A 22,291-nucleotide genomic window follows, 5' to 3' on the forward strand; every position below is an offset into this window, starting at 1 on the left:
AGATTATGCCAAATAAGCTTCTACAGCAGATAAAGCAGCATTAATACCATCAGGGTTTTTACCACCTGCAGTAGCAAAAAATGGTTGTCCGCCACCGCCACCTTGGATATGCTTACCTAACTCTCTAACAATGGTTCCTGCGTTTAAACCTTTACTTTCTACTAGGTTTTTAGAGATATAACAAGATAAGATTGCTTTACCGTTATTTTCTGCTCCAAATAATAAAAACAGGTTATCAAATTGGCTACCTAATTCAAAACATAAATCTTTAATACCAGATGCATCTAAATCTAATTTTTTAGCCAAGAAATTAACGCCATTAATTTCTTTAATTTCAGATTTTAACTGTCCTTTTATATTTTGAGCTTTATCTTTTAACAACTGCTCTATTTGTTTTTTTAAGGCTGTATTTTCTTCTTGTAAATTTTGAAGTGCTTTAACTGGTTCTTTAGCATTATTAAGCAAATCTTTCATTTCAAAAAACGCACGATTATTATCATGAAAATAGCTTTTTACAGCATCGTTTGTTATAGCTTCTATACGTCTTATTCCTGCTGCAACAGCACTTTCTGATACGATTTTAAAATGCCAAATATCTGCTGTATTATTTACGTGTGTTCCACCACATAATTCTATAGACTGTCCAAATCTTATAGTACGTACTGCATCACCATATTTTTCTCCAAATAACGCCATAGCGCCTTCTTCTAACGCTTTTTCCATTGGTACATTGCGTTGTTCTTGTAATGGTAATTTACTTTCTATTCTTGCGTTTACAAAGTTTTCTACGTCACGTAATTCTTCCACAGTCATTTTAGAAAAATGAGAAAAGTCAAAACGTAAGTATTTACTATGCACTGCACTTCCTTTTTGCTCTACATGATCACCTAAAATTTCGCGTAGTGCTTGATGTAATAAGTGTGTTGCTGTATGATTACACTCGGTTCTGTAACGTTGTTTAGCGTCTACAGTTGCCTTAAACTTCTCTGTAATATTAGCTGGTAAATTTTTAGTTAAATGTATCGCTACATTATTCTCCTTTTTTGTGTCTAAAATGTAAACCACATCGCCATGCTGATCTTCTAAATACCCTTTATCACCAACTTGTCCTCCACCTTCTGCATAAAATGGCGTTAAGTTAAATACCAATTGGTACATCTCTCCATCTTTTTTAGAGGTAACTTTACGATATTTGGTAATTTTTACGTTAGTTTCTAGAGTATCATAACCAACAAACTCTTGTTCTTCGTCTTCAATTAAAATGGTCCAATCGTCAGATTTTAATTCTGATGCTTTTCTTCCTCTAGATTGTTGTTCTTCAAGACGTTTTTTATAGTCTTCTTTATTATAAGTGAATCCCTTTTCACGTAAAATTAAATCGGTTAAATCTTCAGGAAAACCATAAGTATCTTTAAGCTCAAATACTTTAGAACCTGAAATTTCTTTTCCTTTAGCAGTTTCAATAATACGATCTAGAATTGTTAAACCTTGCTCTAACGTACGTAAAAAAGAGGTTTCTTCTTCTTTAATTACATTTTCTATTAGTTGTTTTTGAGCTTTTAGTTCCGGGAATGCTTGTCCCATTTTTTCAACTAAAACATTAACTAATCGGTAAATAAAAGGTTCGTTTTTATCTAAAAAAGTAAAGCCATAACGTACTGCACGACGTAAAATGCGTCTAATAACATAACCTGCACCATTATTACTTGGTAATTGCCCATCTGCAATAGAAAATGCTACAGCACGAACGTGATCAGAAATAACACGAATGGCAACATCTACCTTATCTTCTTTTCCATAATCTTTGTGCGTTATGGTTTCAATTTCTCTAATTAACGGTGTAAATACATCTGTATCGTAATTTGAGGTTTTGTTTTGTAATACCATACATAAACGCTCAAATCCCATACCTGTATCGATATGTTTGTTTGGTAATTCTTCTAGGCTTCCATCTGCTTTACGATTGTATTGCATAAAGACAAGATTCCAGATTTCTACCACTTGCGGATGATCTTCGTTAACTAAAGACTTACCGTCTACTTTTGCTTTTTCTTCAGCAGAACGAATATCTACATGAATTTCGCTACAAGGTCCGCAAGGTCCTTGATCGCCCATTTCCCAAAAGTTATCTTTTTTATTTCCTTTTAAAATTCGGTCTTCGCTTATATATTCTTTCCAAATATCATAAGCTTCGGTATCCATACCTAAGTTATCTGCATCATCGCTACCTTCAAAAACAGTGACGTAAAGTATGTCTTTATCTATTTTATAAACTTCGGTTAATAATTCCCAAGCCCAAGCAATTGCTTCTTTTTTAAAGTAATCGCCAAACGACCAGTTACCTAACATTTCAAACAACGTATGATGATAGGTATCGTAACCAACTTCTTCTAAATCATTATGTTTACCAGATACTCTTAAACATTTTTGAGAATCTGCAATACGATTATTTTTTGGCTGTGCATTACCTAAAAAATATTCTTTAAAAGGTGCCATACCCGAGTTAACAAACATTAAGGTTGGATCATCTTTTAAAACCATTGGTGCAGAAGGCACAATGCTATGCTTTTTGTTTTTAAAAAAATCTAAAAAAGTAGAACGAATGTCTTGAGAATTCATATTTATATTTTAATACTTGTCTTTTTTAAAGCGATTTAAACCAAAATAAAAGACTTTAGTTTTATTTACTTAAATTTAAACTGAAATATTTTTGTAAGTTTGCTCGTTACTGTTTTGATTAAAGCCCAACTTAAATCATATTTTTAACAGCAAAAATAGTATAAATTAAGGAATGAGTAAGGTAAAATATTATTATGATTCTGAAACGCTTTCATATAAAAAAATAGAGCGTAAAAAAAGACGTACATTTAAGTTCATCTTATTGTTTCTTTTAGCTAGTGTTTTATTTAGCTTTTTGCTTGTTTTTATAGCCGGTCATTACATAGAATCTCCTAAAGAAAAAGCATTAAAACGCGAGTTGGCAAACTTAGAATTTCAATACGAATTGTTGAATAAAAAAATGAGTCAAGCCGAAACTGTTTTAGCAAACATCGAAGAGCGAGACAATACCATTTACAGATTATATTTTGAGGCCAATCCAATACCAGAAGAACAACGCAAAGCTGGTTTTGGTGGTGTTAACCGTTATAAAAAATTAGAAGGTTTTGATAATTCTGAATTAATTATAAATAGCAACAAGCGTATTGATAAACTTTTAAAACGCATTGTAGTGCAATCTAAATCTTTAGATGAAATTGCTGTTTTAGCAGAAGAAAAAGAAAAACTATTAACATCTATACCGGCAATACAACCAGTTAATAATAAAGATTTAACCAGAATGGCTTCTGGTTACGGTATGCGTTCTGACCCATTTACTAAACAACGTAAAATGCATTGGGGAATGGATTTTACTGCACCAAGAGGTACACCTGTTTATGCTTCTGGAGATGGTGTTGTGGTAAGAGCAGACAGTAATAGTTCTGGTTACGGAAAACATATTAGAATAGACCATGGTTATGGTTATGTTAGCTTATACGCACATCTTTACAAGTATAATGTGCAAAAAAACCAAAAAGTAAAACGCGGAGATTTAATTGGTTTTGTAGGTAGTACTGGTCGTAGTGAAGCACCTCATTTACATTATGAAATCTTTAAAGATGACCAACGTATTAACCCAATAAACTTCTACTACGGTAGTTTAACTCCTGAAGAGTTCAGCAAATTATTAGAACGTGCATCTTTAGAAAACCAATCTTTAGACTAATGATAATTGATTTACCTGAAAAAAGATATTATTCTATTGGTGAAGTCGCCAAAGCATTTGATGTAAACACGTCTTTAATACGTTTTTGGGAAAAAGAATTTGAAGTTTTAAAACCCAAAAAAAACGCTAAAGGCAATCGAAAATTCACACCAGAAGACGTTAAAAATTTACAGCTTATTTATCATTTGGTAAAAGAACGCGGGTTTACTTTGGAAGGAGCAAAAATCCATTTAAAAGAAGAAAAGAAAAAAACACTAGATAATTTTGAAATAATCGCTAAATTAGAAAGTGTAAAAAACCAACTTATAAAACTAAAAGAACAACTTTAAAACCAACATATCATGAAAAAATGGCTTGTACCAATTATCTTAATTGCACTAGCAGTTATTTTTGGAGTAAGAGTATATAACTCGACAATAGGATTAGAAGAAAATGTAGAAGAAGCATGGTCTAAGGTAGAAAGCTCTTACCAAAGACGTAGCGACCTAATTGGCAACCTTGTAAAAACAGTGCAAGGCGCAGCAGATTTTGAAAAAAGTACATTAGAGTCTGTAATTAATGCCAGAGCTAAAGCAACATCTATAAATATAGACCCAACAAATATTACTCCAGAACAGTTACAACAATTCAATCAAGCACAAAGCGGTTTAAGCAGTGCTTTATCTAGATTATTAGTAACTGTAGAACGTTATCCAGACTTAAAGGCTAATCAAAATTTTTTAGAACTTCAAAGTCAATTAGAAGGTACCGAAAATAGAATTAATGTAGCAAGAGATAGGTTTAATGAAACGGTAAAACCTTATAATAAACATATAAGAACTTTCCCTAACAATCTACTTGCTGGTATTTTTGGTTTTGAGAAAAAAGCTTATTTTGAAGCAGAAGAAGGAAGCGAAAAAGCTCCTGATGTAGAATTTGATTTTTAATAAAACGCGATGTCTTTAGACGTAGAATCTTTTTTAACCGCTAGTGAAGAACAAGACATTGTTGATGCTATTAAGTTAGCAGAAAAAAACACGTCTGGAGAAATACGAGTTCATATAGAAAACACTTGTAATGCACATCTTGAAGAACGTGCTTTAGAAGTGTTTTCTGTTTTAAAAATGCACAACACCAAAAACCGAAATGGTGTCTTAATTTATGTTGCTGTAGACGATCATAAATTTAGCATTTACGGTGATCAAGGTATTAACAAAGTAGTGCCTGATAACTTCTGGGACGAGACAAAAGATATCATTCAAAAGCATTTTAGAAACGGTAACTTTAAACAAGGTCTTGTTGATGGCATTATACACGCTGGCGAAGCATTAAAAGCACATTTTCCTATAGAAGATGATGACACAAATGAGTTAACCAATACGATTTCTAAAGGATGAAAATAAGTAAACAGTTTATAAAAAACAGTGTATTTATTTTAGCACTATTATCGTTTAGTTTTGGATTTGCTCAGTTTGAAATCCCTAAAAAACCAGATTTTCAAACTAGTGTTTACGATTACGTAAACTTATTATCTGCATCAGAAAAAAACACACTAGAAAACAAACTAGTTAAATACTCTGATAGTACTTCTACACAAATTGTTGTTGCAATAATTGCATCTACAAAAGGTGAATATATTAATTATTTAGCGACAGAATGGGCGCATAAATGGGGAATTGGTCAAGCTAAAGAAGATAATGGTATATTTATTTTATTAGCCAGAGATGACCGTAAAATAATGATTGCAACGGGTTACGGCGTAGAGCACTTATTAACCGATGCAATGTCACGCAGAATTATAGAGCGAGACATAATCCCTTATTTTAAACGTAATGATTATTATGGCGGTTTAAATCGTGGTGCAGATGCTATTTTTGAAGTCTTAAAAGGTGAATATCAAGGCACAAGAAAAAGTTCTGGTGGTGGTTTTCCTGTTGGTGTCATTTTCTTTTTGATTATCATCTTTATAATTATCCTTATTTCTATATCAAAACACAAACGTAATGGTGGTGATGGCGATCATTTTGGTGGTGGCGGAAATAGCACACGCGACATCTTAGAAGCCATTATTTTAAGCAATTCTGGTCGTGGTGGCTACAGACGTAGCTCTGGTGGATTTGGTGGTGGATTTGGAGGATCTTCTGGTGGTGGATTTGGTTCTGGTGGCTTTGGCGGCGGTTTTGGTGGCGGCGGTTTTGGCGGCGGTGGCGCTTCTGGTGGTTGGTAGTAAGGTTTACAGTCGCGATCGTATTTTTAGTTTCATTAGCAGACAACAAATTCAACTTCAACTAGTTCTAAATTTCAATATAAATTCTTTAGATGAAATATTTCACTTTTGTATTAGCCTTCGTTTTTTGTATTTCTTGTAAAACAAAACCTCAGCAAACCTTAAAACATAATCAAGCAGTTATTCAAGATTATGCTAATGTATTTTCTACAGTAGAAGAGGATTCGCTTACTAATTTCATTTTAAATTATGAAAAATTAACTACTAATGAAATTTGTGTAATGACCATAGATTCTTTACCCGCAAATACAAAAGCACTTAGACATGCAACAAATATTGCTCAAAACTTAGGTATAGGAAAAGCAGATAAAAACAATGGTCTATTACTTTTAATTGCTAAAAGTGATAGACAAGTTGCTTTTGCTACGGGTTATGGTACAGAATTGATTTTAACCGATAGTGTTTGTTATCATTTAATTGAATCTACACTAATACCGAATTTTAAAAATACACTGTATTATAATGGTGTAAGGCAAGTGTTAGATTCGGTTAAGACTAAATGGTATTAATTAGATAAACTAAATAGTTTATTTAAAAATCATATTTCTTCACTTTCATTTTTAATTAAAATAACAAAGAATGAAGATGAGTATTCTCTTAAAGAGCTTTCTCGTCGCTCATTCTTCGCTCTGTCGAAATGACATTTATTAACGCTAAATAAATGACATTAATCTATAAAATACATACTGCTATCTCCACTTTCTCCTTTTGGACCTAGGCTGTTAAACTTCCAACTAAAGTTAAGCATAAAATATTGCCTTAAAACGGTACTTTGCGTGTCTTCTATATAATCTAAAGTTGCGGTACGTCTTGCGTTGGTGTTTTGGTTTAATAAATCGTAAACTTTTAAGGTTAGCAATCCTTTGTCATTTAAAACAGAATAAGACACACTTGCATTCCAGAACCAAGCATCTTTTTGAAATCCTTCGGCAACATTTGGATTGTAATTATATGCTATATCGTTTCGCCATTCAAAACCTTTAGGTAAGAAAAATGCAGTATTTAAATCTAAATTATGAGATGTAAAATTTCTGTCTTCAAATGCATCAATATCGTATTTATTATTTGTTAGCGATATACGGTAACGTGGTCTAAATTCAAACACATTATTATGGATGTAATCAAACCCTAAGTTTGGATTAAAGCCCAATCTTTTACTAGAATATTGTACATTGTTATTATAGTTTATGTTTTCAGAAAAATTTCCCCACATACCTACTCTAGCTCTAAAACTTCTTAAAGAATCTATTTTGAATTTCTTTCTGAAACTACCTCCAAAATATCCGTTTTTGTTACCATTTACATTATCGTAAGTTGTTATTCTTGTTAAAGTTTCTGGATCAATGGTTGTTCTTGATACTACAGCATCATTAGTTATTGTAAAATTAGAATAGAAAAAGAAACCTGTTTTTTCTTGCCAATTAAACGAGTTAAAGTTAGCGTAAACACTATGAGAGTTTGTAGGACTTAAGTTTGGGTTACCTATTACTGTGTTTAAAGGATTAGAAACATCTTCAAAAGCTTGAAGTTGTCTTAGTGCCGGCGGTCTGTTACTTAAGTTATAACTAACATATACTGTCGAGTTTTTACTAAAACTATATCTAAAGCTAGAGTTAAGCTCTACAGCTTTAAAGTCTCTTTCTACGTTAAACTGCGGTCTTAAACCATCGTTATTTTTTAAGGTTCTTGCTACATAATCTGCACCAAATCTTGCAAACCATTTTTCTTTTCTAATACTTAACTCTATACCTGGTGAGTTTCTTGTATCTGTATACTCAAAGTCTGTACTTAATGCTAGATTAAAATCATCATAAGCATTTGTAGCGTTATTAAAATCGAATGTACTCTGCTTATTTTCATCTTTATTATTTTGATATTGATAACCAAACTTCACAAAGATTTCTTTTGCTTTTATTGGTAATCTATACTCTAAGTCTGCTCTTAAATTTGTACTATTATTATCGCCATCTGTAAATTGATCTCTAACAATAGTTTCTGGGTTTGTTCCAAAAACTTCAGCAACTGAGTTTATGTAGTCATCACTTTCGTTATTGTTTATACTATTATCTAAATTTAATCTTAAAAACGCACCTTTGTTTCCAAACTTTTTGGTTGCACTAATTTCGTTTGTAAAATTATTTGCTTGATTTTCTACAAAGGAGTTTAATGATGATTGGTTTGTCAGTACTTGGTCTTCGTCTAAAGTTTCGTCGTTACTTACGTAATCTGTGTTAGTTTTGGTGAAAGAAAAACGAGGTCTAACGTTAATCATAAACGTAGTGTCTATTTCAATTTCAAAATCTGCATTTGCGGTATGCGAATTAGATTCGCTTACAGATCTTGATCTAGAGTTTGTAAAAAACCTAGAGTCTGAAAGAATAGTTTCTCTTTGAGAGTTAGATTCATTTTCTGAGCTGCTTCCTGAGTAAAAATAATCTGCAGATGCTTCTAATGCTTTGCCATAATTATCTGCAAAATTTGCTCCTGCTAATTTTGAGGTCGTTATACCTTGTCCGCCTCCAAATTGTCTTCCGTTAATACTAAAAGAGCCATTACTGTTCCATGATGTACTACCGCCACTTCCAAACATTTTTTCTATTTCTCCAAAACTAAATCCTGGAGAGTTAATGTTGTTTCCACCTACTAACGCACTAAACCTTTGGTCATTATTAAAATGATTAAACATACCTGCAAATTCGTAGCGTTTGTCTGTTCCTGCTCCTGCTGCAACACGACCAAAGACACCCTTATTGTTTTCTTCTTTTATAGTAAGATTTATGGTTTTATTTTCGGCATCACCTTCTTCTCCTGTAAAAGCTTCACTTTTAGTTTTTGTATCTACAACTTGAATTTTCTCTATAATTTCTTTCGTTAAGTTTTTTGTTGTGATTGACGGGTCATTACCAAAAAACGGCTTACCGTTTACTAGTATTTGGTTTACTTCTTTTCCGTTTACGGTAATTTTTCCTTCTTCATCTACTTCTACACCTGGTAATTGTTTTAGCAAATCTTCTACTGTTGCGTCTTTTTTGGTTTTAAAAGACTTTACATTAAACTCTAAAGTATCTTTTTTAATGGTTACTGGAGCTGATGTTTTAATTAAAACTTCTTCTAATGCGTTACTGCTAACTTTTAGTTTAATTTCACCTAACTCTATATTACTTTTGTTTATAGCTATCTTTTGTTTGTAAGATTGATAACCAACATAAGAAACTAGAAGGTTTAAATTTTGATCTGATGTTTTATCTTCTAATTGAAAACTTCCTTCTTTATCTGAAATAGTATAGGAAACAAGACTACTGTCTTTTTCTCTTTCTAAATAAACAGTTGCTGCTTCTAAAGGTGTATTATCTTCTTCGGCTACAATTTTTCCTGAAATTTTAAAGTCTTTAGATTGACTAAACGAAAGTAAACTACATAAAATAGTTACTGCAAAAAGTAATTTACGCATTTGGTTGTTTTTGATTGATAATAGCATGTCTAGTTAGGAATGCTAACTCTAAAAAAAACGAAAATATACTTGTTGTAGTATTTAAGCTCTTAAAATAAACTTAAAATTTAAATAAATTATTTTTTTCGCATGTATACACTTACTGGTACACCTTTAAAATCGTAAATTTCTCTTAGTTTATTTTCTAAGTATCTTTTGTAAGGATCACGTACATATTGTGGTAAATTACAGAAAAATGCAAATTGTGGCTGTGGCGTTGGCAATTGCATAATGTATTTAATCTTTACAAATTTACCTTTGTAAGCTGGTGGCGGATAACTTTCTATAATTGGAAGTAACGTTTCGTTAAGCTCGCTAGTTTTTATACGTTTTGCACGGTTATTATAGACTTCTACAGCAGTTTCTATAGCTTTATATATACGTTGCTTCGTTAATGCAGAAATAAATACAATTGGTACGTCTGTAAAAGGTGCAATTTGTTCTTTTATATATTTTTCAAATTGAACGGTTGACTTATGGTCTTTTTCTACTAAATCCCATTTATTGACAAGGATTACAATTCCTTTTCTGTTACGCTCTGCTAACCAAAAGATATTTTGAACTTGTCCGTCAAATCCTCTATTTGCATCTACCACTAATAAACACACGTCTGAATGTTCTATAGCTCTTACACTTCGCATTACAGAGTAAAACTCTAAATCTTCTTTTACTTTAGATTTTTTACGTATTCCTGCAGTATCAACTAGGTTAAATTCGAAACCAAAACGATTATATTTTGTATCAATTGCATCTCTAGTTGTTCCTGCAATATTGGTAACGATATATCTATCTTCACCGATTAAAGCATTTATAAAAGACGATTTACCAGCGTTTGGACGACCAACAACTGCAAATCTTGGTAAGATTTCTTCTCTTTCGTCTTCTTTAGGTTCTGGTAACGCTTCGACTAAAGCATCTAATAAATCACCTGTACCACTACCATTTATACTGGCAATTGTATAATAATCGCCAAGTCCTAAGCTATAAAACTCTACAGCATCTTCGGCACGTTTTCCGTTATCAACTTTATTAACAACTAAAAACACTGGTTTTTTAACCTTACGAAGTAGTTGTGCAACATCTTCATCCATTCCTGTTACACCAGATTCTACATCTACCATAAAGATAATTGCATCTGCTTCATCAATAGCTAATTCAACTTGCTTATCGATTTCGGCTTCAAAAATATCATCACTACCAACTACATATCCGCCTGTATCGATTAATGAAAACTCACGACCATTCCAGTCTGTTTTTCCGTAGTGTCTATCTCTAGTTACACCACTTACTGCGTCTACAATCGCTTCGCGACGTTGAATTAATCTATTAAAAAAAGTGGATTTTCCTACGTTTGGTCTTCCTACTATAGCAACAATATTACTCATATCTTTATATTTTAATCTGCATTACATATCCTGCAAGCGAGTGCAAAGGTAGTGTTTAAACTATTTACTATTCAATAAAAAACAGTATTTTAGTTTATTATGAATTAATTATGAACGAAAATTTAAACGAAGTCATTTTAAGACCACGCTTTAAAATTGAATTAAATAAAGACAATATTTCTGTTTTAAATGCTTTTGAAGCTAAAAAAACATCTCAAAAAGAGTTTGTAGTCTCTAGAGTTGATGATCATGTTTTTATAAAATTCCCAAAAGCTAAACAACGGTTTTGGACGCCACAATTACATTTAGAAATTAACGAAACTAATGATCATAAAAGCTTACTTTATGGTCTATTTGGACCCAATCCAACGGTTTGGACTATGTTTATGTTTTTTCATTTTGCAGTTGCTGGTTTTTTTATTGCATTTGCCATATGGGCATATTCTAATTATGCTTTAAAAACCGATTACTACCTACAAATTTGGGGTATGATTTTAATGATTATTTTGTGGTTTGTACTGTACTTTGCTGGTAGTTTTAGTAAAAACGCTAATCAAGATGAAATGACACAACTTTACACATTTATGAGTGATGTTTTAGATGAATAATCTACTTTTGATTATACCCAAAACGTTTAAGTTGTCTTTGGTCACTTCTCCAATTTTTGTTCACTTTTACATAAAGTTCTAAATGTACTTGCTTGCCAAAAAATTTCTCTAAGTCCTTTCTTGCTTCTACACCTACTTTTTTTAAGGCGCTACCTTTATGACCGATTATTATTCCTTTTTGAGTTTCGCGCTCTACCATAATTACAGATCGCATACGGATTATGTTTTCTTCTTCAAAAAACTCTTCTGTATCAACTTCTACTGCGTAAGGAATTTCTTTTTTATAGTTTAGAAGAATTTTTTCACGAATGTTTTCATTTACAAAAAAACGTTCTGGCTTATCGGTTAATTGATCTTTTGGATAAAATGCTGGACTTTCTGGAAGCAGTTCGATAATTTTCTCAAAAACTTCTTTTACGTTAAAACCTTCTAATGCAGAAATTGGATAAATTAAAGCATTTGGTACTTTTTCTGACCAAAGTTTAACTTGCTCTTCTAATTGGTCTTGATTTGAAATATCAATTTTATTGATTAATAATAATACAGGAATTTTGGAATTGGTTATTTTTTTAAAAAAGGCTTCGTCTTTTAATTCCTTCTCGCCTATTTCTACCATGTACACTAAAACGTCTGCATCTTCAAAAGCAGATTTCACAAAATCCATCATAGAAGATTGCAGCTCGTAAGCTGGTTTTATAATTCCTGGTGTATCACTTAATACTACTTGAAAATTTTCACCATTTACAATTCCTAAAATACGGTGTCTTGTTGTTTGCGCTTTAGAGGTGATAATGGATAGTTTTTCTCCTACAAAAGCATTCATTAACGTAGATTTACCTACATTAGGATTACCAATTATATTTACAAAACCTGCTTTATGACTCATGTGTAATTATTATTTTAAAAGTGCAAAGTTACGACCTTGGTTTGTTTATTCCTCTATCATACATCACAATACTTCCTGCAACCGATACATTTAAGCTTAATTGCGACTTAAATTTAACTAAAAAATGGCTTTTTTCTATTGCTGCGTTTGATAATCCGTGATCTTCTGCTCCTAACAAATAAACACAGCGTCTTGGGTGATGGAAGGTCTCTAAAGATTCTGCTTCTTCAGTTAATTCTACACCAACTAATCTTGCCCCTTTAGGTAAGTTTTTATAAAACTCTTCAAAATTTTCATAATGAAAATAAGGCATAGATTTTACAGCATTATGCGTATCGCAAGCTTGTTTGGCGTAACGATTACCTATTGTAAAAATAAAACTTGCTCCTAAATTTTGGGCAGATCGCCATAATACACCAAGGTTTTCTGGTGTTTTTCCGTTAAGGATCCCGATACCAAAAAATTCATTTTCAAAATTATCAATCATACTACAAAAGTAGCTTTTTTATTAGCAACATTTAAAGCTATCTAAAAGGTAAATTTAACTTAAAAGTATTCGATTTTTTTTAAAAGAAAGCCAATAATTTAGAATTAAATATTGCAAATCAAATTGAAGGTAATTATCATTAAAAACCTCAGGTTATGAGTTTAAACAAAAAATCTCTAACATCCCTATTTACAAGGCTTCCCAGCGTACCGTATAAAAAACCGTATGCAAAAACGTATGCACTTTTTGTTGCCGGTTTGGCACCTCTGTTATACAATAAATTTATACACAAATCTACACTTTTTTTTGGTTAACCTTGGTTAGGTTTGGTTAAAATTTTAGAGAATATCACAAAAACACAAGCAACTAAATGTCAAGCATTTACGAATTAAACCAAAATTGCATTTTTGGTTAAGTTTTGGTTAACCTTGGTTACGTTTAGTTAACCACAAAAATGTTTTTTTTTAGATCTTTTTTGTTATGATTTTAAGTGCTTTTGAAACAAAAAAAATCTGGATTTTATTTTTATGAAAATTAGGTATGAAAAACTCAAGCTATTATTTTTATATTTAGCTTTGTTTTTGCAAAAATTTTAATCAATTATTTTAAACAGAAAAACAAACATCAGTTTGGACTAAAAACAACAAACCAGATGAAAAAATTACTGATTTTATTTTTTTTGGTTGCAGCTAGTTCTTGTAGTGTTAACAAAACCATTGTAACTCCTAAGCATTCAATTAACTTCTCTCCAAAATTAAATATCATAAACAATAGGAATATTGGTGTTGCTATTGCATATAAAGAAGACGCTTATGAGCAGAATGCTATACAAATGACAAAAAAAATAAAACACCAATTAAACGAACAAACTAAAATAATTGATATTGGTGAAGTGTTTATTAATAACTACAATTTAGAGAAATACTTATTATTTAATAATCCAAATGATTTATCTATTGGTATTGCAATAAACAAAGACGATAAAACTGCTTACTTATATACTAACACAACTTATGGTGATGGGATTTACTCAAATGACTTTAACTTTATTTATGGTGAATTAAAATTTATAGCTCCAAAAGAAAAAATAGAATATATTGAAACGAAATCACCTGTAAAAGATAAAAAATACTTCAAACAAGAATTTATTTATAACGGTCGTATTGGGAATAGTTTAAAATTTATATATAGAGAATATCTAAATGATTATGCCAGACCAGCATTTTCTCAAGATTTACAATATGACTTATCAGAAAGTAATATAATTGGTTTTAAAGATCTTAGAATTGAAATTTTTGAGGTCACAAATACACAAATCAAGTATAAGGTATTAAGTTCTTTTTAGTTTTAACTTATACAATATCGTTATTTTAAATAAAATCTAAAGGAAAAAGCAAAACTTTAAAACTTATTAAAGAGTAATATTTTAATGCTTAATGTACAAAAAAGCGGATTGATGATCCGTTTTTTTGTTTTAGTGTTTTGGCATCAAAATTCATATTGTATCTAGTTATATTGATTACTTGGTTTAATTTGTAGCATTTATCTTATAATTAAAAGTTGTTTTTTCTATATTTACCTCAGCTATTAACAATAACCCAATTACGGATTACCGTAAAATAAAAACTATTGCTTGTATTATTTTTGGGAATATATAATTTCTGATTATTACTATTAGATGTTTGTGATTATATGAATGATAATACGAGTTATACACAATTTGAAAAACATATAGAATGCTAAAAAATCTTTTGACGTTATCAGTAATTTTATTTTTCACTTTAAATTCATCCGCGCAAGTTCTAAAATTTAGGACAACTGAAATTGCTATAAAACTTTTACAAGAAAATGGAGAATGGGCGGAATGGAGTGAGTGGGAAGATTCGAATTCATTAGTATCCTTCAATACAGAATTAGAAAGAATAACTATCTATGGAGAACCCAACAGAACTTTTGATATAATTTCGAGTGAAGAAAAAGTTGATGAAGATGGTGACACAGTTTTTATAATGAATTGTCTAGGAGCAAATGAGAATGAATGTGTTTTTAAAATCGTTAAATTAAAAAATGGCAACGTTCAATTTTATATTTATTATAGCGAGGCAATAATTGTTTACAACGTAATTGTACTAGAATAAAAATTTAAATTATGACAACAACAGAATCAGGTAAAATCATTTTTATAGTAATAGCAATCGGAATTTGGGCAATTGTTCTTCAAAATGCTGGAATAATTTCTACCAAACAGAATGTATATGTAAAAGGTGGATATATTGATGCTGATGTTTCTGGTTCAGTAGATATTGATAACGCGATTGAAATCGACGGAACTATTGATGTAAATATTGACGAAATAAACGGTTATGACAATGCATTTTATCAAGACAGAGATGGTGCATTTATGGTTTTGCCGACTACAAACCGATTAAAACTATAGGAAACAATGTATAACCGCAATTACGGCGATTTCGACTACTTCCGAATCCACTCGGCATTGCTAGGGTTAGTGCTTAACCGAAAAATATTAACTTTAAACTCGTAACTGACGGTTATATGAGACCGTTACCCATAAGCTTAGAGAAACATTGTGCTAAAAATTAAATTTAATCAAAAACAAAAAATGAAAAAACTATTATTACTTTCGATTGCCATTATTACATTAAATAGCTGTTCATCAGATGATAGCGAAAATAATCCAAATTTATCTTTTAATATCACAAGCACTAATCTATTAGCTTCATCTGAAATAAATGCAACCAACACTTCCACAAATTATAATGGAAACTATATCTGGGAAGTCAGCTCAGCTTTTGGAACTGAAACTTTTTCGACGGAAAATTTGACATTTAATGCTAATAGAGTAGCTGATTATACTATAAAACTAAAGACAAGCTCTAATGAATTTGAAACAGAACAATCCATAACAACAACTCAACCAACAAGATTAGAATTCAAAAAACTAACTTTAAAGGATATTCCGCAAAATTATTCTGCGCTATATTTCCAAATTAATAGAATTTCAACAAGTGGTTCAACAACAATTTATACTTCTGCAACAATGCAAAATATTAGTGCGTTAGCACCTTCAGTTGTTGATTGGAATATTGATATAGTAAACGGAATTTACAACCTGACAGATGGAAGTGATGTAAATGATTTAAATGCATACCAAATTGAATTCTTTGATAGCAACAATAATTTAGTTACAAAACTAAACTCTTTTGATAATTTATACACTACTAATAGTGAATATCTTGCTGGTGAAATAGAATTAACAACAAATTCCAATAATTGTAATAACTGCGATTATTTTGAAATACTAGCTGATTTCGGATTCAGAAACTAATCACTAATAAAGCCTATGGGTAACAATGTATAAATTCAATTGCAATGAATTTCCTGCGGAAATTCATTGCAACTTTTTTACCTTTCAGTGTAATACGGAAAATTGTCCCCGATTTTTATCAACTTAAATTTATATAGAATCGCTAATACATCTAAAGACCAAATGAATAATGGAAACAAGAATAATCAAAGTCAAAAAGAATAGGATCTATCTAACAAACAATGATTATATTACGTTGAATCAAACCAGAATGAATGTTAAGGAAACAAAAATCAGAGTTCCTGTTGAATAAAATTCCAATTACACATACAATAAAATAACAAATAAAAGTTTATGAAAAGAATATTACTCTCAGCTCTAATAATAAGCCTTACGACGAGCAGTTGTAAAGCCCAAGAAAAAACATTTGATTTTAAAATTGAAATTGAAAAATGGACAAAAGAACTTATCTCTAATGGAGAAGTTGGAAACCCTTGTAGAGAAGATGATGACTGGGAAAAATGGCAAAAGGAAAACCCAAAAACATATTTTGGTTTACAAGAAATAGAATCTAGTGAGTCTGATTTTAATTCTGACGGTATCAAAGATGGACTTTTTTATTTTCCAGCAGAAAATTGTGTTGGTGGTAATGGTACCGATTCTGATTTTGGAATGCTAGTTTATTCTAAAAATGGTCAGTTCTTAACGAATAAAAACATAACTCAAACTATTGAAGAAGGAATAAAAGCTGAATTAGCAAAAATCAAAATTAATAATGTTTATAAAATACATATTAAATATAAGGGACTTGGAAAAACTATAATTGGTGAATATTATGCATGGTCTGAAGAAGACGCAAATTGTTGCCCTAGCAAAAATGGTGTTTTTGAATATAGTCCTATAGAACTAGCCACTGAAATTAAAAATTAAAGAAACCTTTATATTTAAAATCTTCAGAAGAAAATTAAATTCAAACACTTATTTTAGCGTAAATTATACGTTTAATTTACGCTAAATATCTATGTTAGAACCAAAACACTATATATGTAATTATTGTCAACGGGACTTTGTGCCTAAACGACGTCGTGTACAAAAATACTGTAGTAACTCTTGCAGGTCTTCTGCATATCAATTAAGAAAAGGCAAGAAAAATAATTTACCTGTAGCAAATAACACAAAATCTGTTACAGAACAAAATGATAAAATGACGTTAGCTGGTGTTGGTAATGCTGCTGTTGGATCAATGGTTGCTGGAGGACTTGTAAAACTTTTTACAAACGAAAAAAACAAACCAGCAACTAAAGGAGATATAGATTTACTTATACAAAAATTAGGAGGTCGTTATCATCTAGTAAAAAACTTACAACATAATGAGCAAGGCGCTCTACCCTATTATGATATAATAAAAGGTATAATTGTTTATTTGTAATTTTAAAATCATATTGAAATCTAATTACTCCATAAAAGATCATTTTAATAAATACATTGATTTTACCGAAATAGAAATTGATGATATTTTATCTCATTTTACTTTAGCCGAATTCGATAAAAAAGAGATTTTATTAAGAGAAGGTAATGTTTGTAATCACAAGTTTTTTATAATTGAAGGCTTAGTTCGTTCTTATCACTTAGATCATAAGGGCAACGAAAAAATTAATCAATTTGCTATTGAAAATTGGTGGATTACTAATGTTGAAAGTTTTGTAAATGAGACGCCATCTCTAACTTCTATAGAAACTATCGAACCAACTAAAGCTCTTAAAATTGATAAAAACACTTTGGAAGATCTATACATTAAACATCCAAAGCTAGAGCGTTATTTTAGGATTATCACAGAACATATGCTAGTTGCTATACAACGTAGATACGAAGTCTTTCTACAGCTAAAAAGCAAAGATCGCTATCTCAACTTTATTAAAAGCCTACCAGAGTTTTCACAACGTGTTCCTCAATATATGATTGCATCTTATCTAGAAATTACACCTGAATACCTTAGCGAACTTAGAAAAGCATAAATTAATTTCTTAAGATATCTTAAGTAGATTGATATAGCTTCAAAATAACTTTACACCATAATAAAATTTAAATATTTATGGAACGAATAAGTTATACAGATGTACCTCAAGACATCTTCAAAAATCTGATGGCAATTGAAAATTATTTAGATAATTCAACACTAGATTTACATTTATTAGAACTGGTGAGGTTGAGAGTCGCTCAAAAAAATGGTTGCGCGTATTGTGTAGATATGCATCACAAAATTCTTAAAAAACACAATGAAACCGATTTAAGACTTTCGTCACTTTGCGTATGGGAAGAAACCAATTACTTTAGTGAAAAAGAATGTGCTGTTTTAAAGTTTACTGATGTACTCACCAGATTAGAAAGACAACCTATATCTGATAATGTTTTTAATCCTTTACTAGAACATTTTAATAAAGCTGAAATTGCTAAACTTACATTAGCTATATCACAAATTAATACTTGGACAAGACTTATGAAAACGTTTGGTTTTACTCCTGGTAAATTTAAATTACAAGACTAAAAAAGCATCATAATAAAGCCGATTTATTAAATAGTAATAAACCGGCTTTATTTGAAAATTTAAGTCTACTTAAAATTATCTTTAGGCAGCAAAATTCGTTTTATCTTATTTCTAACAACTATATTATATATTATAGATAATACTATTAAAAAAACGAAACCTAATAATACTATGTAACTCGGTAGCTTAGGTAAATCAAATAAGTTATCTAATTTTTCGGAATAAAATACTCTACAACGTAAACTAAAAAAAATAGCCAACACTATTGAGATAAATGTCGAAATAGTAATAATCAGTTGGTAAAACTTAGAAACAGACTTATAACTATATCCTATTGCGCCCAAATTTAAAATCATTGTCTTATTTTTTTGAACTATTAAATTAAAGCTAAGGATTATAAATCCAATTGAAAGTAACACAATAATTATAGCTACAACTATAACGAAGAAAAGTGCTGAATTAAAGAAAAATGAAAGTTTACTAAACTCTAATTTGTCTTTATTTATTGAGTAATTATTTTGATTAAAATACTCTAAAATCCTTTGATCTGTTGGATTTACAAAAGTCACCAGTAATCTACTTATTCTTGAAACGTTTGATCTTCCAAATTTTAAATTTGCGTATTTTAAAAAACTATCTGGAACTAAAATTGAATTTATTTTATTAGAAAACCCTACGATTCTACTTTTAAAAACTTCTCTTTGAAATGCTCCAGAAACTTCTAAATTAAAGGTAATTTGAGATATTGTATTTTTTGATAAAACAGGTAAACCTTGACTTTCTGCAAAACCAAAATTATAAAGCTTTAAATAGTCTTCAGGTATTATTATTGGAATTACTTCATCACTTTCGTTCCATATCCAATCTTCTGATTTTACATCAATATAATTATCTGGAATACTTTCAAAAAATAAATCGGTTTGAAATAATGGGACATTTTCTGATTGATTTGAGAACGCTTTTATCTTAAAATCTGCATTATTAAATGTTGATACGTCTTTTACAAACGGTTGAGCTTGCAATTCGCTAATTTCTTCATCGGAAAAATATAATCTTTCTTTATCAACACTTTTAAACAAAGAAACCTCTTTGCTAATAACTGCGGTTTTATCATTAAAAACATCCGTTTGATTAGTCATCAAAGGTTCTAAATCAAAATACAGTTGGATTGATGTTAATACTATAAAAACTCCAACGCAAAGTGTAATTATATAACCCAGTAACTGAGTTTTTACTATGGTTTTCTTTTGAAGTTTAACAAGCATATTATAAGTGTATTATTTTATCAAATTTAACCATGGTAAGATCTTCTAAAGCAGTTATAATCATTCCTGCTTTTCTTTGGTGTAACTCATCTAATAATAATTCAGTGATTATTTTAATATTTGTGTTATCCAAATGACTAAAAGGTTCATCTAATAACATATATTCAAACGGTTGGCATAACGCTCTTATAATTGCTACACGTTGCTGCTGACCAAGAGATAGAGTTTCAACTAAACTATGAGTTTTATGAGATAATTGTAGTTTTTGAATTAACCCTAATATTTGCTCGTCTGTTTTATAGTTTGTTATTGTGTTTTTTAACTGAATATTTTCTAAAACAGTCAGGCTTGGAAACAGTTTTAGGTCCTGAAACACATAACTAATTTTGTTCTGTCTAATGTTAGTAATTGAATTATCACTAAAAGGATAAGTAATTTCTCCTGTATAATTAATATTGCTTTTATAAATAAAGTTTAACAAAGAAGATTTACCATGACCTGAGTTAGCCTTAATTAAATAGTTTTTACCTTGTTCAAAAACAATATTTTCTTTTAAATAAATGTCAGAAGTAGAAATTTCTGCTTCTGACATGTATTTTGGTTTTATATTATTTAATTTTATTTGCGCCATTTTTAATATGATGAATATTGCTCAAAGCTTTCATCAATAGATTCTAAAAGTACTTGAAGACTATTTTTTTGTTTATTTTGAGTTTCTAAATTAAACTCTAAAGTATATCTGTCAATCATTTTTACTTCCATACCTTTTGCAAACTTTGTCCATATATCAAAAACCTTTTCTTCTTGATCGTTTTGCATATCCTTAAACATCTTCTTTACTTCTTTTGGGTAATCATCATAATTCATATTAAAATACGCATAATAACCTCCATCTGATAAGTTAGCTCTTTTGTCGGAATTGTTTAAAATCTTAGAAGATACACCTCCATCTTTAAATGCTTTAATACTTTTTTTATCATTAGTAAGTAAACAAACCTCATCATTAAAAGCTATAAATAATGATGAATCACCATCAATTTCTACTTCATAATAGTCGTTTCTTGCTTCTATTTTACGTTCAGGAATTTCGTCAATAATTTTTTTCAAATATTTATCTGAGTTAAGATCAAATACTAAAGACATTACTGGTACTGTTTTTGTTTTTTTACCATAATAATAGTCTTCATACTCATATTCTTCAAAACCAGAAAGGTCAACAACCATAGATCCTTTTAAACTTGAAAAAAGCTCTTTTAGCTCAAATCCCATCTTTTTCTCAAATTCTCTTTCCATTTTATTGGTATCCATCTCTTCACTGATCATATTGTAATATGCTTCAGGGTTTATGGCTAAACTTGCATTTGCATAACTTTTCTCTGGTAAGTAGTTTATAATTGTTTTATTAAAACTACTAGAAAACATATCGTCTTTTTCTACATACTTTTTTAAATCATCATTAGGTAGGACTTTAGTTAACAAATTAATTTTATCATCCTGAAAATCTACTTGAGCTGTAATAGTGTTGTCTTCTATATCGAAACCTAACTCTCTTTCAATTTTTTTAAACTCATATTGTGATTTAAACACATTAGTTGACATCCAAAAGTTTACATCTTTTTTACCATTATAAAAGGACATAAACTCTTTGTTTGAAGTAATTTGTCTATTTTCTTTTATTTCAAACAAAGACTCTATCGCAATATCTAAGTTTTCTCTACTTGATCTATTTTGAGCACCTAACATTATCATTTTTTTATCATCCCATGCAAATGCTACTTCGCCTTTTACTATTATGTATTTGTATAGTTTTTCTTTTTCTAAATCAAAACTAACACCACCTTTATCTAGTATATCTTCTATAAACTCGGTAAATTTTTCTTCATCTTTAACATCTAAAGCTAAACAAAAGTATTTTTCATCTGAAGCATCATCGATATAAAACATAAACATATCTTTTGCTAAATCTAAGCCTGATAATGCTGGATCTTCTTTAATATCTTCAATAAATCGAGCTACTTTTTTATCTTCGTTTCTAACTTCTCTTTGAAACACTTTAAAAAACTCTAATTCTTCAATATCCTTAAGATTCCCTTTTTTATATAGAGAATACACATCAACAACTGTTATTACGTTAGTATCTTCTGGTATTAATGTTAAGCTATTTGTTGAGCTATTACACGATACTAAAAGCGCAAGAAATAAACATAGAATTAGACTCTTAATTTGTAGGTTAATTAGTAATTGTTTCATTTTTTAATTATTGGTTATTTT

The 22,291-nt window shown here is 30.1% G+C and carries 23 protein-coding genes; 15 read left to right on the forward strand and 8 right to left on the reverse strand.

The annotated features are described in order from the left end of the window. Nucleotides 1–3: 3 nt before the first annotated feature. Nucleotides 4–2,619 carry an alanine--tRNA ligase gene (gene alaS, locus H574_RS0109165; RefSeq protein WP_027880293.1) on the reverse strand — a complete coding sequence of 872 codons (2,616 nt, stop codon included), beginning with the start codon at nucleotides 2,617–2,619 and terminating at the stop codon, nucleotides 4–6. Nucleotides 2,620–2,791: 172 nt separating this feature from the next. Between alaS and H574_RS0109170 the strand changes: the two genes are divergently transcribed. From H574_RS0109170 to H574_RS0109195, 6 genes are all read left to right on the forward strand, one after another. Further along, nucleotides 2,792–3,763 (forward strand): M23 family metallopeptidase, encoded by a 972-nt coding sequence (locus H574_RS0109170; protein ID WP_027880294.1) that lies wholly within the window; start codon nucleotides 2,792–2,794, stop codon nucleotides 3,761–3,763. Further along, nucleotides 3,763–4,092 carry a MerR family transcriptional regulator gene (locus H574_RS0109175; RefSeq protein WP_027880295.1) on the forward strand — a complete coding sequence of 110 codons (330 nt, stop codon included), beginning with the start codon at nucleotides 3,763–3,765 and terminating at the stop codon, nucleotides 4,090–4,092. The genes H574_RS0109170 and H574_RS0109175 overlap by 1 nt, the downstream gene beginning before the upstream one ends. A 12-nt stretch (nucleotides 4,093–4,104) precedes the next feature. Next, on the forward strand, nucleotides 4,105–4,689 hold the full coding sequence (locus H574_RS0109180; RefSeq protein WP_027880296.1) for a LemA family protein: 585 nt from the start codon (nucleotides 4,105–4,107) through the stop codon (nucleotides 4,687–4,689). A gap of 9 nt (nucleotides 4,690–4,698) precedes the next feature. Then, nucleotides 4,699–5,139 (forward strand): TPM domain-containing protein, encoded by a 441-nt coding sequence (locus H574_RS0109185; RefSeq protein WP_027880297.1) that lies wholly within the window; start codon nucleotides 4,699–4,701, stop codon nucleotides 5,137–5,139. Beyond that, entirely contained in the window at nucleotides 5,136–5,969 is an 834-nt protein-coding gene (locus tag H574_RS0109190; RefSeq protein WP_027880298.1) for a TPM domain-containing protein, read from the forward strand. Before H574_RS0109185 ends, H574_RS0109190 begins: the two co-directional genes overlap by 4 nt. Before the next feature lie 92 nt (nucleotides 5,970–6,061). Next, nucleotides 6,062–6,538, forward strand: coding sequence for a TPM domain-containing protein (locus H574_RS0109195; protein ID WP_027880299.1), 477 nt, complete (start codon nucleotides 6,062–6,064; stop codon nucleotides 6,536–6,538). Between the two features lie 158 nt (nucleotides 6,539–6,696). On the opposite strand, the gene H574_RS0109200 is transcribed toward H574_RS0109195, so the two are convergent. After that, complete coding sequence (locus H574_RS0109200; protein ID WP_027880300.1) at nucleotides 6,697–9,480, reverse strand: outer membrane beta-barrel protein; 2,784 nt, start codon at nucleotides 9,478–9,480, stop codon at nucleotides 6,697–6,699. A 116-nt stretch (nucleotides 9,481–9,596) separates the two neighbouring features. Beyond that, on the reverse strand, nucleotides 9,597–10,904 hold the full coding sequence (gene der / locus H574_RS0109205; RefSeq protein ID WP_027880301.1) for a ribosome biogenesis GTPase Der: 1,308 nt from the start codon (nucleotides 10,902–10,904) through the stop codon (nucleotides 9,597–9,599). Between the two features lie 110 nt (nucleotides 10,905–11,014). Between der and H574_RS0109210 the strand changes: the two genes are divergently transcribed. Further along, nucleotides 11,015–11,512, forward strand: coding sequence for a hypothetical protein (locus tag H574_RS0109210; protein WP_027880302.1), 498 nt, complete (start codon nucleotides 11,015–11,017; stop codon nucleotides 11,510–11,512). Between the two features lies 1 nt (nucleotide 11,513). Here H574_RS0109210 and era read toward each other — a convergent pair whose 3' ends face one another. Continuing rightward, nucleotides 11,514–12,398: a GTPase Era gene (era, locus tag H574_RS0109215; protein WP_027880303.1), complete on the reverse strand. Its 885-nt coding sequence runs from the start codon at nucleotides 12,396–12,398 to the stop codon at nucleotides 11,514–11,516. Nucleotides 12,399–12,426: 28 nt separating this feature from the next. Then, nucleotides 12,427–12,885: an RNA methyltransferase gene (locus H574_RS0109220; RefSeq protein WP_027880304.1), complete on the reverse strand. Its 459-nt coding sequence runs from the start codon at nucleotides 12,883–12,885 to the stop codon at nucleotides 12,427–12,429. Between the two features lie 652 nt (nucleotides 12,886–13,537). On the opposite strand from H574_RS0109220, the gene H574_RS14440 reads away from it, so the two are divergent. The 8 genes from H574_RS14440 (at nucleotide 13,538) to H574_RS0109260 (ending at nucleotide 18,755) form a co-directional block, all read left to right on the forward strand. After that, on the forward strand, nucleotides 13,538–14,230 hold the full coding sequence (locus tag H574_RS14440; RefSeq protein WP_027880305.1) for a hypothetical protein: 693 nt from the start codon (nucleotides 13,538–13,540) through the stop codon (nucleotides 14,228–14,230). 391 nt (nucleotides 14,231–14,621) lie between these two features. Next, a complete protein-coding gene (locus H574_RS0109230; RefSeq protein WP_027880306.1) occupies nucleotides 14,622–15,023 on the forward strand; it encodes a hypothetical protein in 402 nt (133 codons plus the stop codon). A gap of 11 nt (nucleotides 15,024–15,034) precedes the next feature. Continuing rightward, nucleotides 15,035–15,322 (forward strand): hypothetical protein, encoded by a 288-nt coding sequence (locus H574_RS0109235; RefSeq protein ID WP_027880307.1) that lies wholly within the window; start codon nucleotides 15,035–15,037, stop codon nucleotides 15,320–15,322. A 183-nt stretch (nucleotides 15,323–15,505) separates the two neighbouring features. Further along, nucleotides 15,506–16,231, forward strand: a complete 726-nt coding sequence (locus tag H574_RS0109240; RefSeq protein WP_027880308.1) for a hypothetical protein — start codon at nucleotides 15,506–15,508, stop codon at nucleotides 16,229–16,231. A gap of 333 nt (nucleotides 16,232–16,564) precedes the next feature. Next, nucleotides 16,565–17,140, forward strand: coding sequence for a hypothetical protein (locus tag H574_RS0109245; RefSeq protein WP_027880309.1), 576 nt, complete (start codon nucleotides 16,565–16,567; stop codon nucleotides 17,138–17,140). Nucleotides 17,141–17,231: 91 nt separating this feature from the next. Then, nucleotides 17,232–17,639 (forward strand): hypothetical protein, encoded by a 408-nt coding sequence (locus H574_RS0109250; RefSeq protein ID WP_027880310.1) that lies wholly within the window; start codon nucleotides 17,232–17,234, stop codon nucleotides 17,637–17,639. A 13-nt stretch (nucleotides 17,640–17,652) separates the two neighbouring features. Then, nucleotides 17,653–18,225: a Crp/Fnr family transcriptional regulator gene (locus H574_RS0109255; RefSeq protein WP_036227467.1), complete on the forward strand. Its 573-nt coding sequence runs from the start codon at nucleotides 17,653–17,655 to the stop codon at nucleotides 18,223–18,225. A gap of 77 nt (nucleotides 18,226–18,302) precedes the next feature. Then, nucleotides 18,303–18,755: a carboxymuconolactone decarboxylase family protein gene (locus H574_RS0109260; protein ID WP_027880312.1), complete on the forward strand. Its 453-nt coding sequence runs from the start codon at nucleotides 18,303–18,305 to the stop codon at nucleotides 18,753–18,755. A gap of 65 nt (nucleotides 18,756–18,820) precedes the next feature. Here H574_RS0109260 and H574_RS0109265 read toward each other — a convergent pair whose 3' ends face one another. Genes H574_RS0109265 through H574_RS0109275 form a run of 3 tightly spaced genes read right to left on the reverse strand, consistent with a single transcriptional unit; the run spans nucleotide 18,821 to nucleotide 22,270 of the window. Further along, complete coding sequence (locus H574_RS0109265) at nucleotides 18,821–20,020, reverse strand: ABC transporter permease (RefSeq protein WP_027880313.1); 1,200 nt, start codon at nucleotides 20,018–20,020, stop codon at nucleotides 18,821–18,823. A 1-nt stretch (nucleotide 20,021) separates the two neighbouring features. After that, nucleotides 20,022–20,651, reverse strand: a complete 630-nt coding sequence (locus H574_RS0109270; RefSeq protein WP_027880314.1) for an ATP-binding cassette domain-containing protein — start codon at nucleotides 20,649–20,651, stop codon at nucleotides 20,022–20,024. Nucleotides 20,652–20,653: 2 nt separating this feature from the next. Next, the gene (locus tag H574_RS0109275; RefSeq protein ID WP_027880315.1) at nucleotides 20,654–22,270 is read right to left on the reverse strand and encodes a DUF4836 family protein; all 1,617 of its coding nucleotides are present in this window, start codon (nucleotides 22,268–22,270) and stop codon (nucleotides 20,654–20,656) included. Nucleotides 22,271–22,291 lie beyond the last annotated feature (21 nt).

The organism is Mesoflavibacter zeaxanthinifaciens DSM 18436 (assembly GCF_000422365.1).
GTDB lineage: Bacteria > Bacteroidota > Bacteroidia > Flavobacteriales > Flavobacteriaceae > Mesoflavibacter > Mesoflavibacter zeaxanthinifaciens.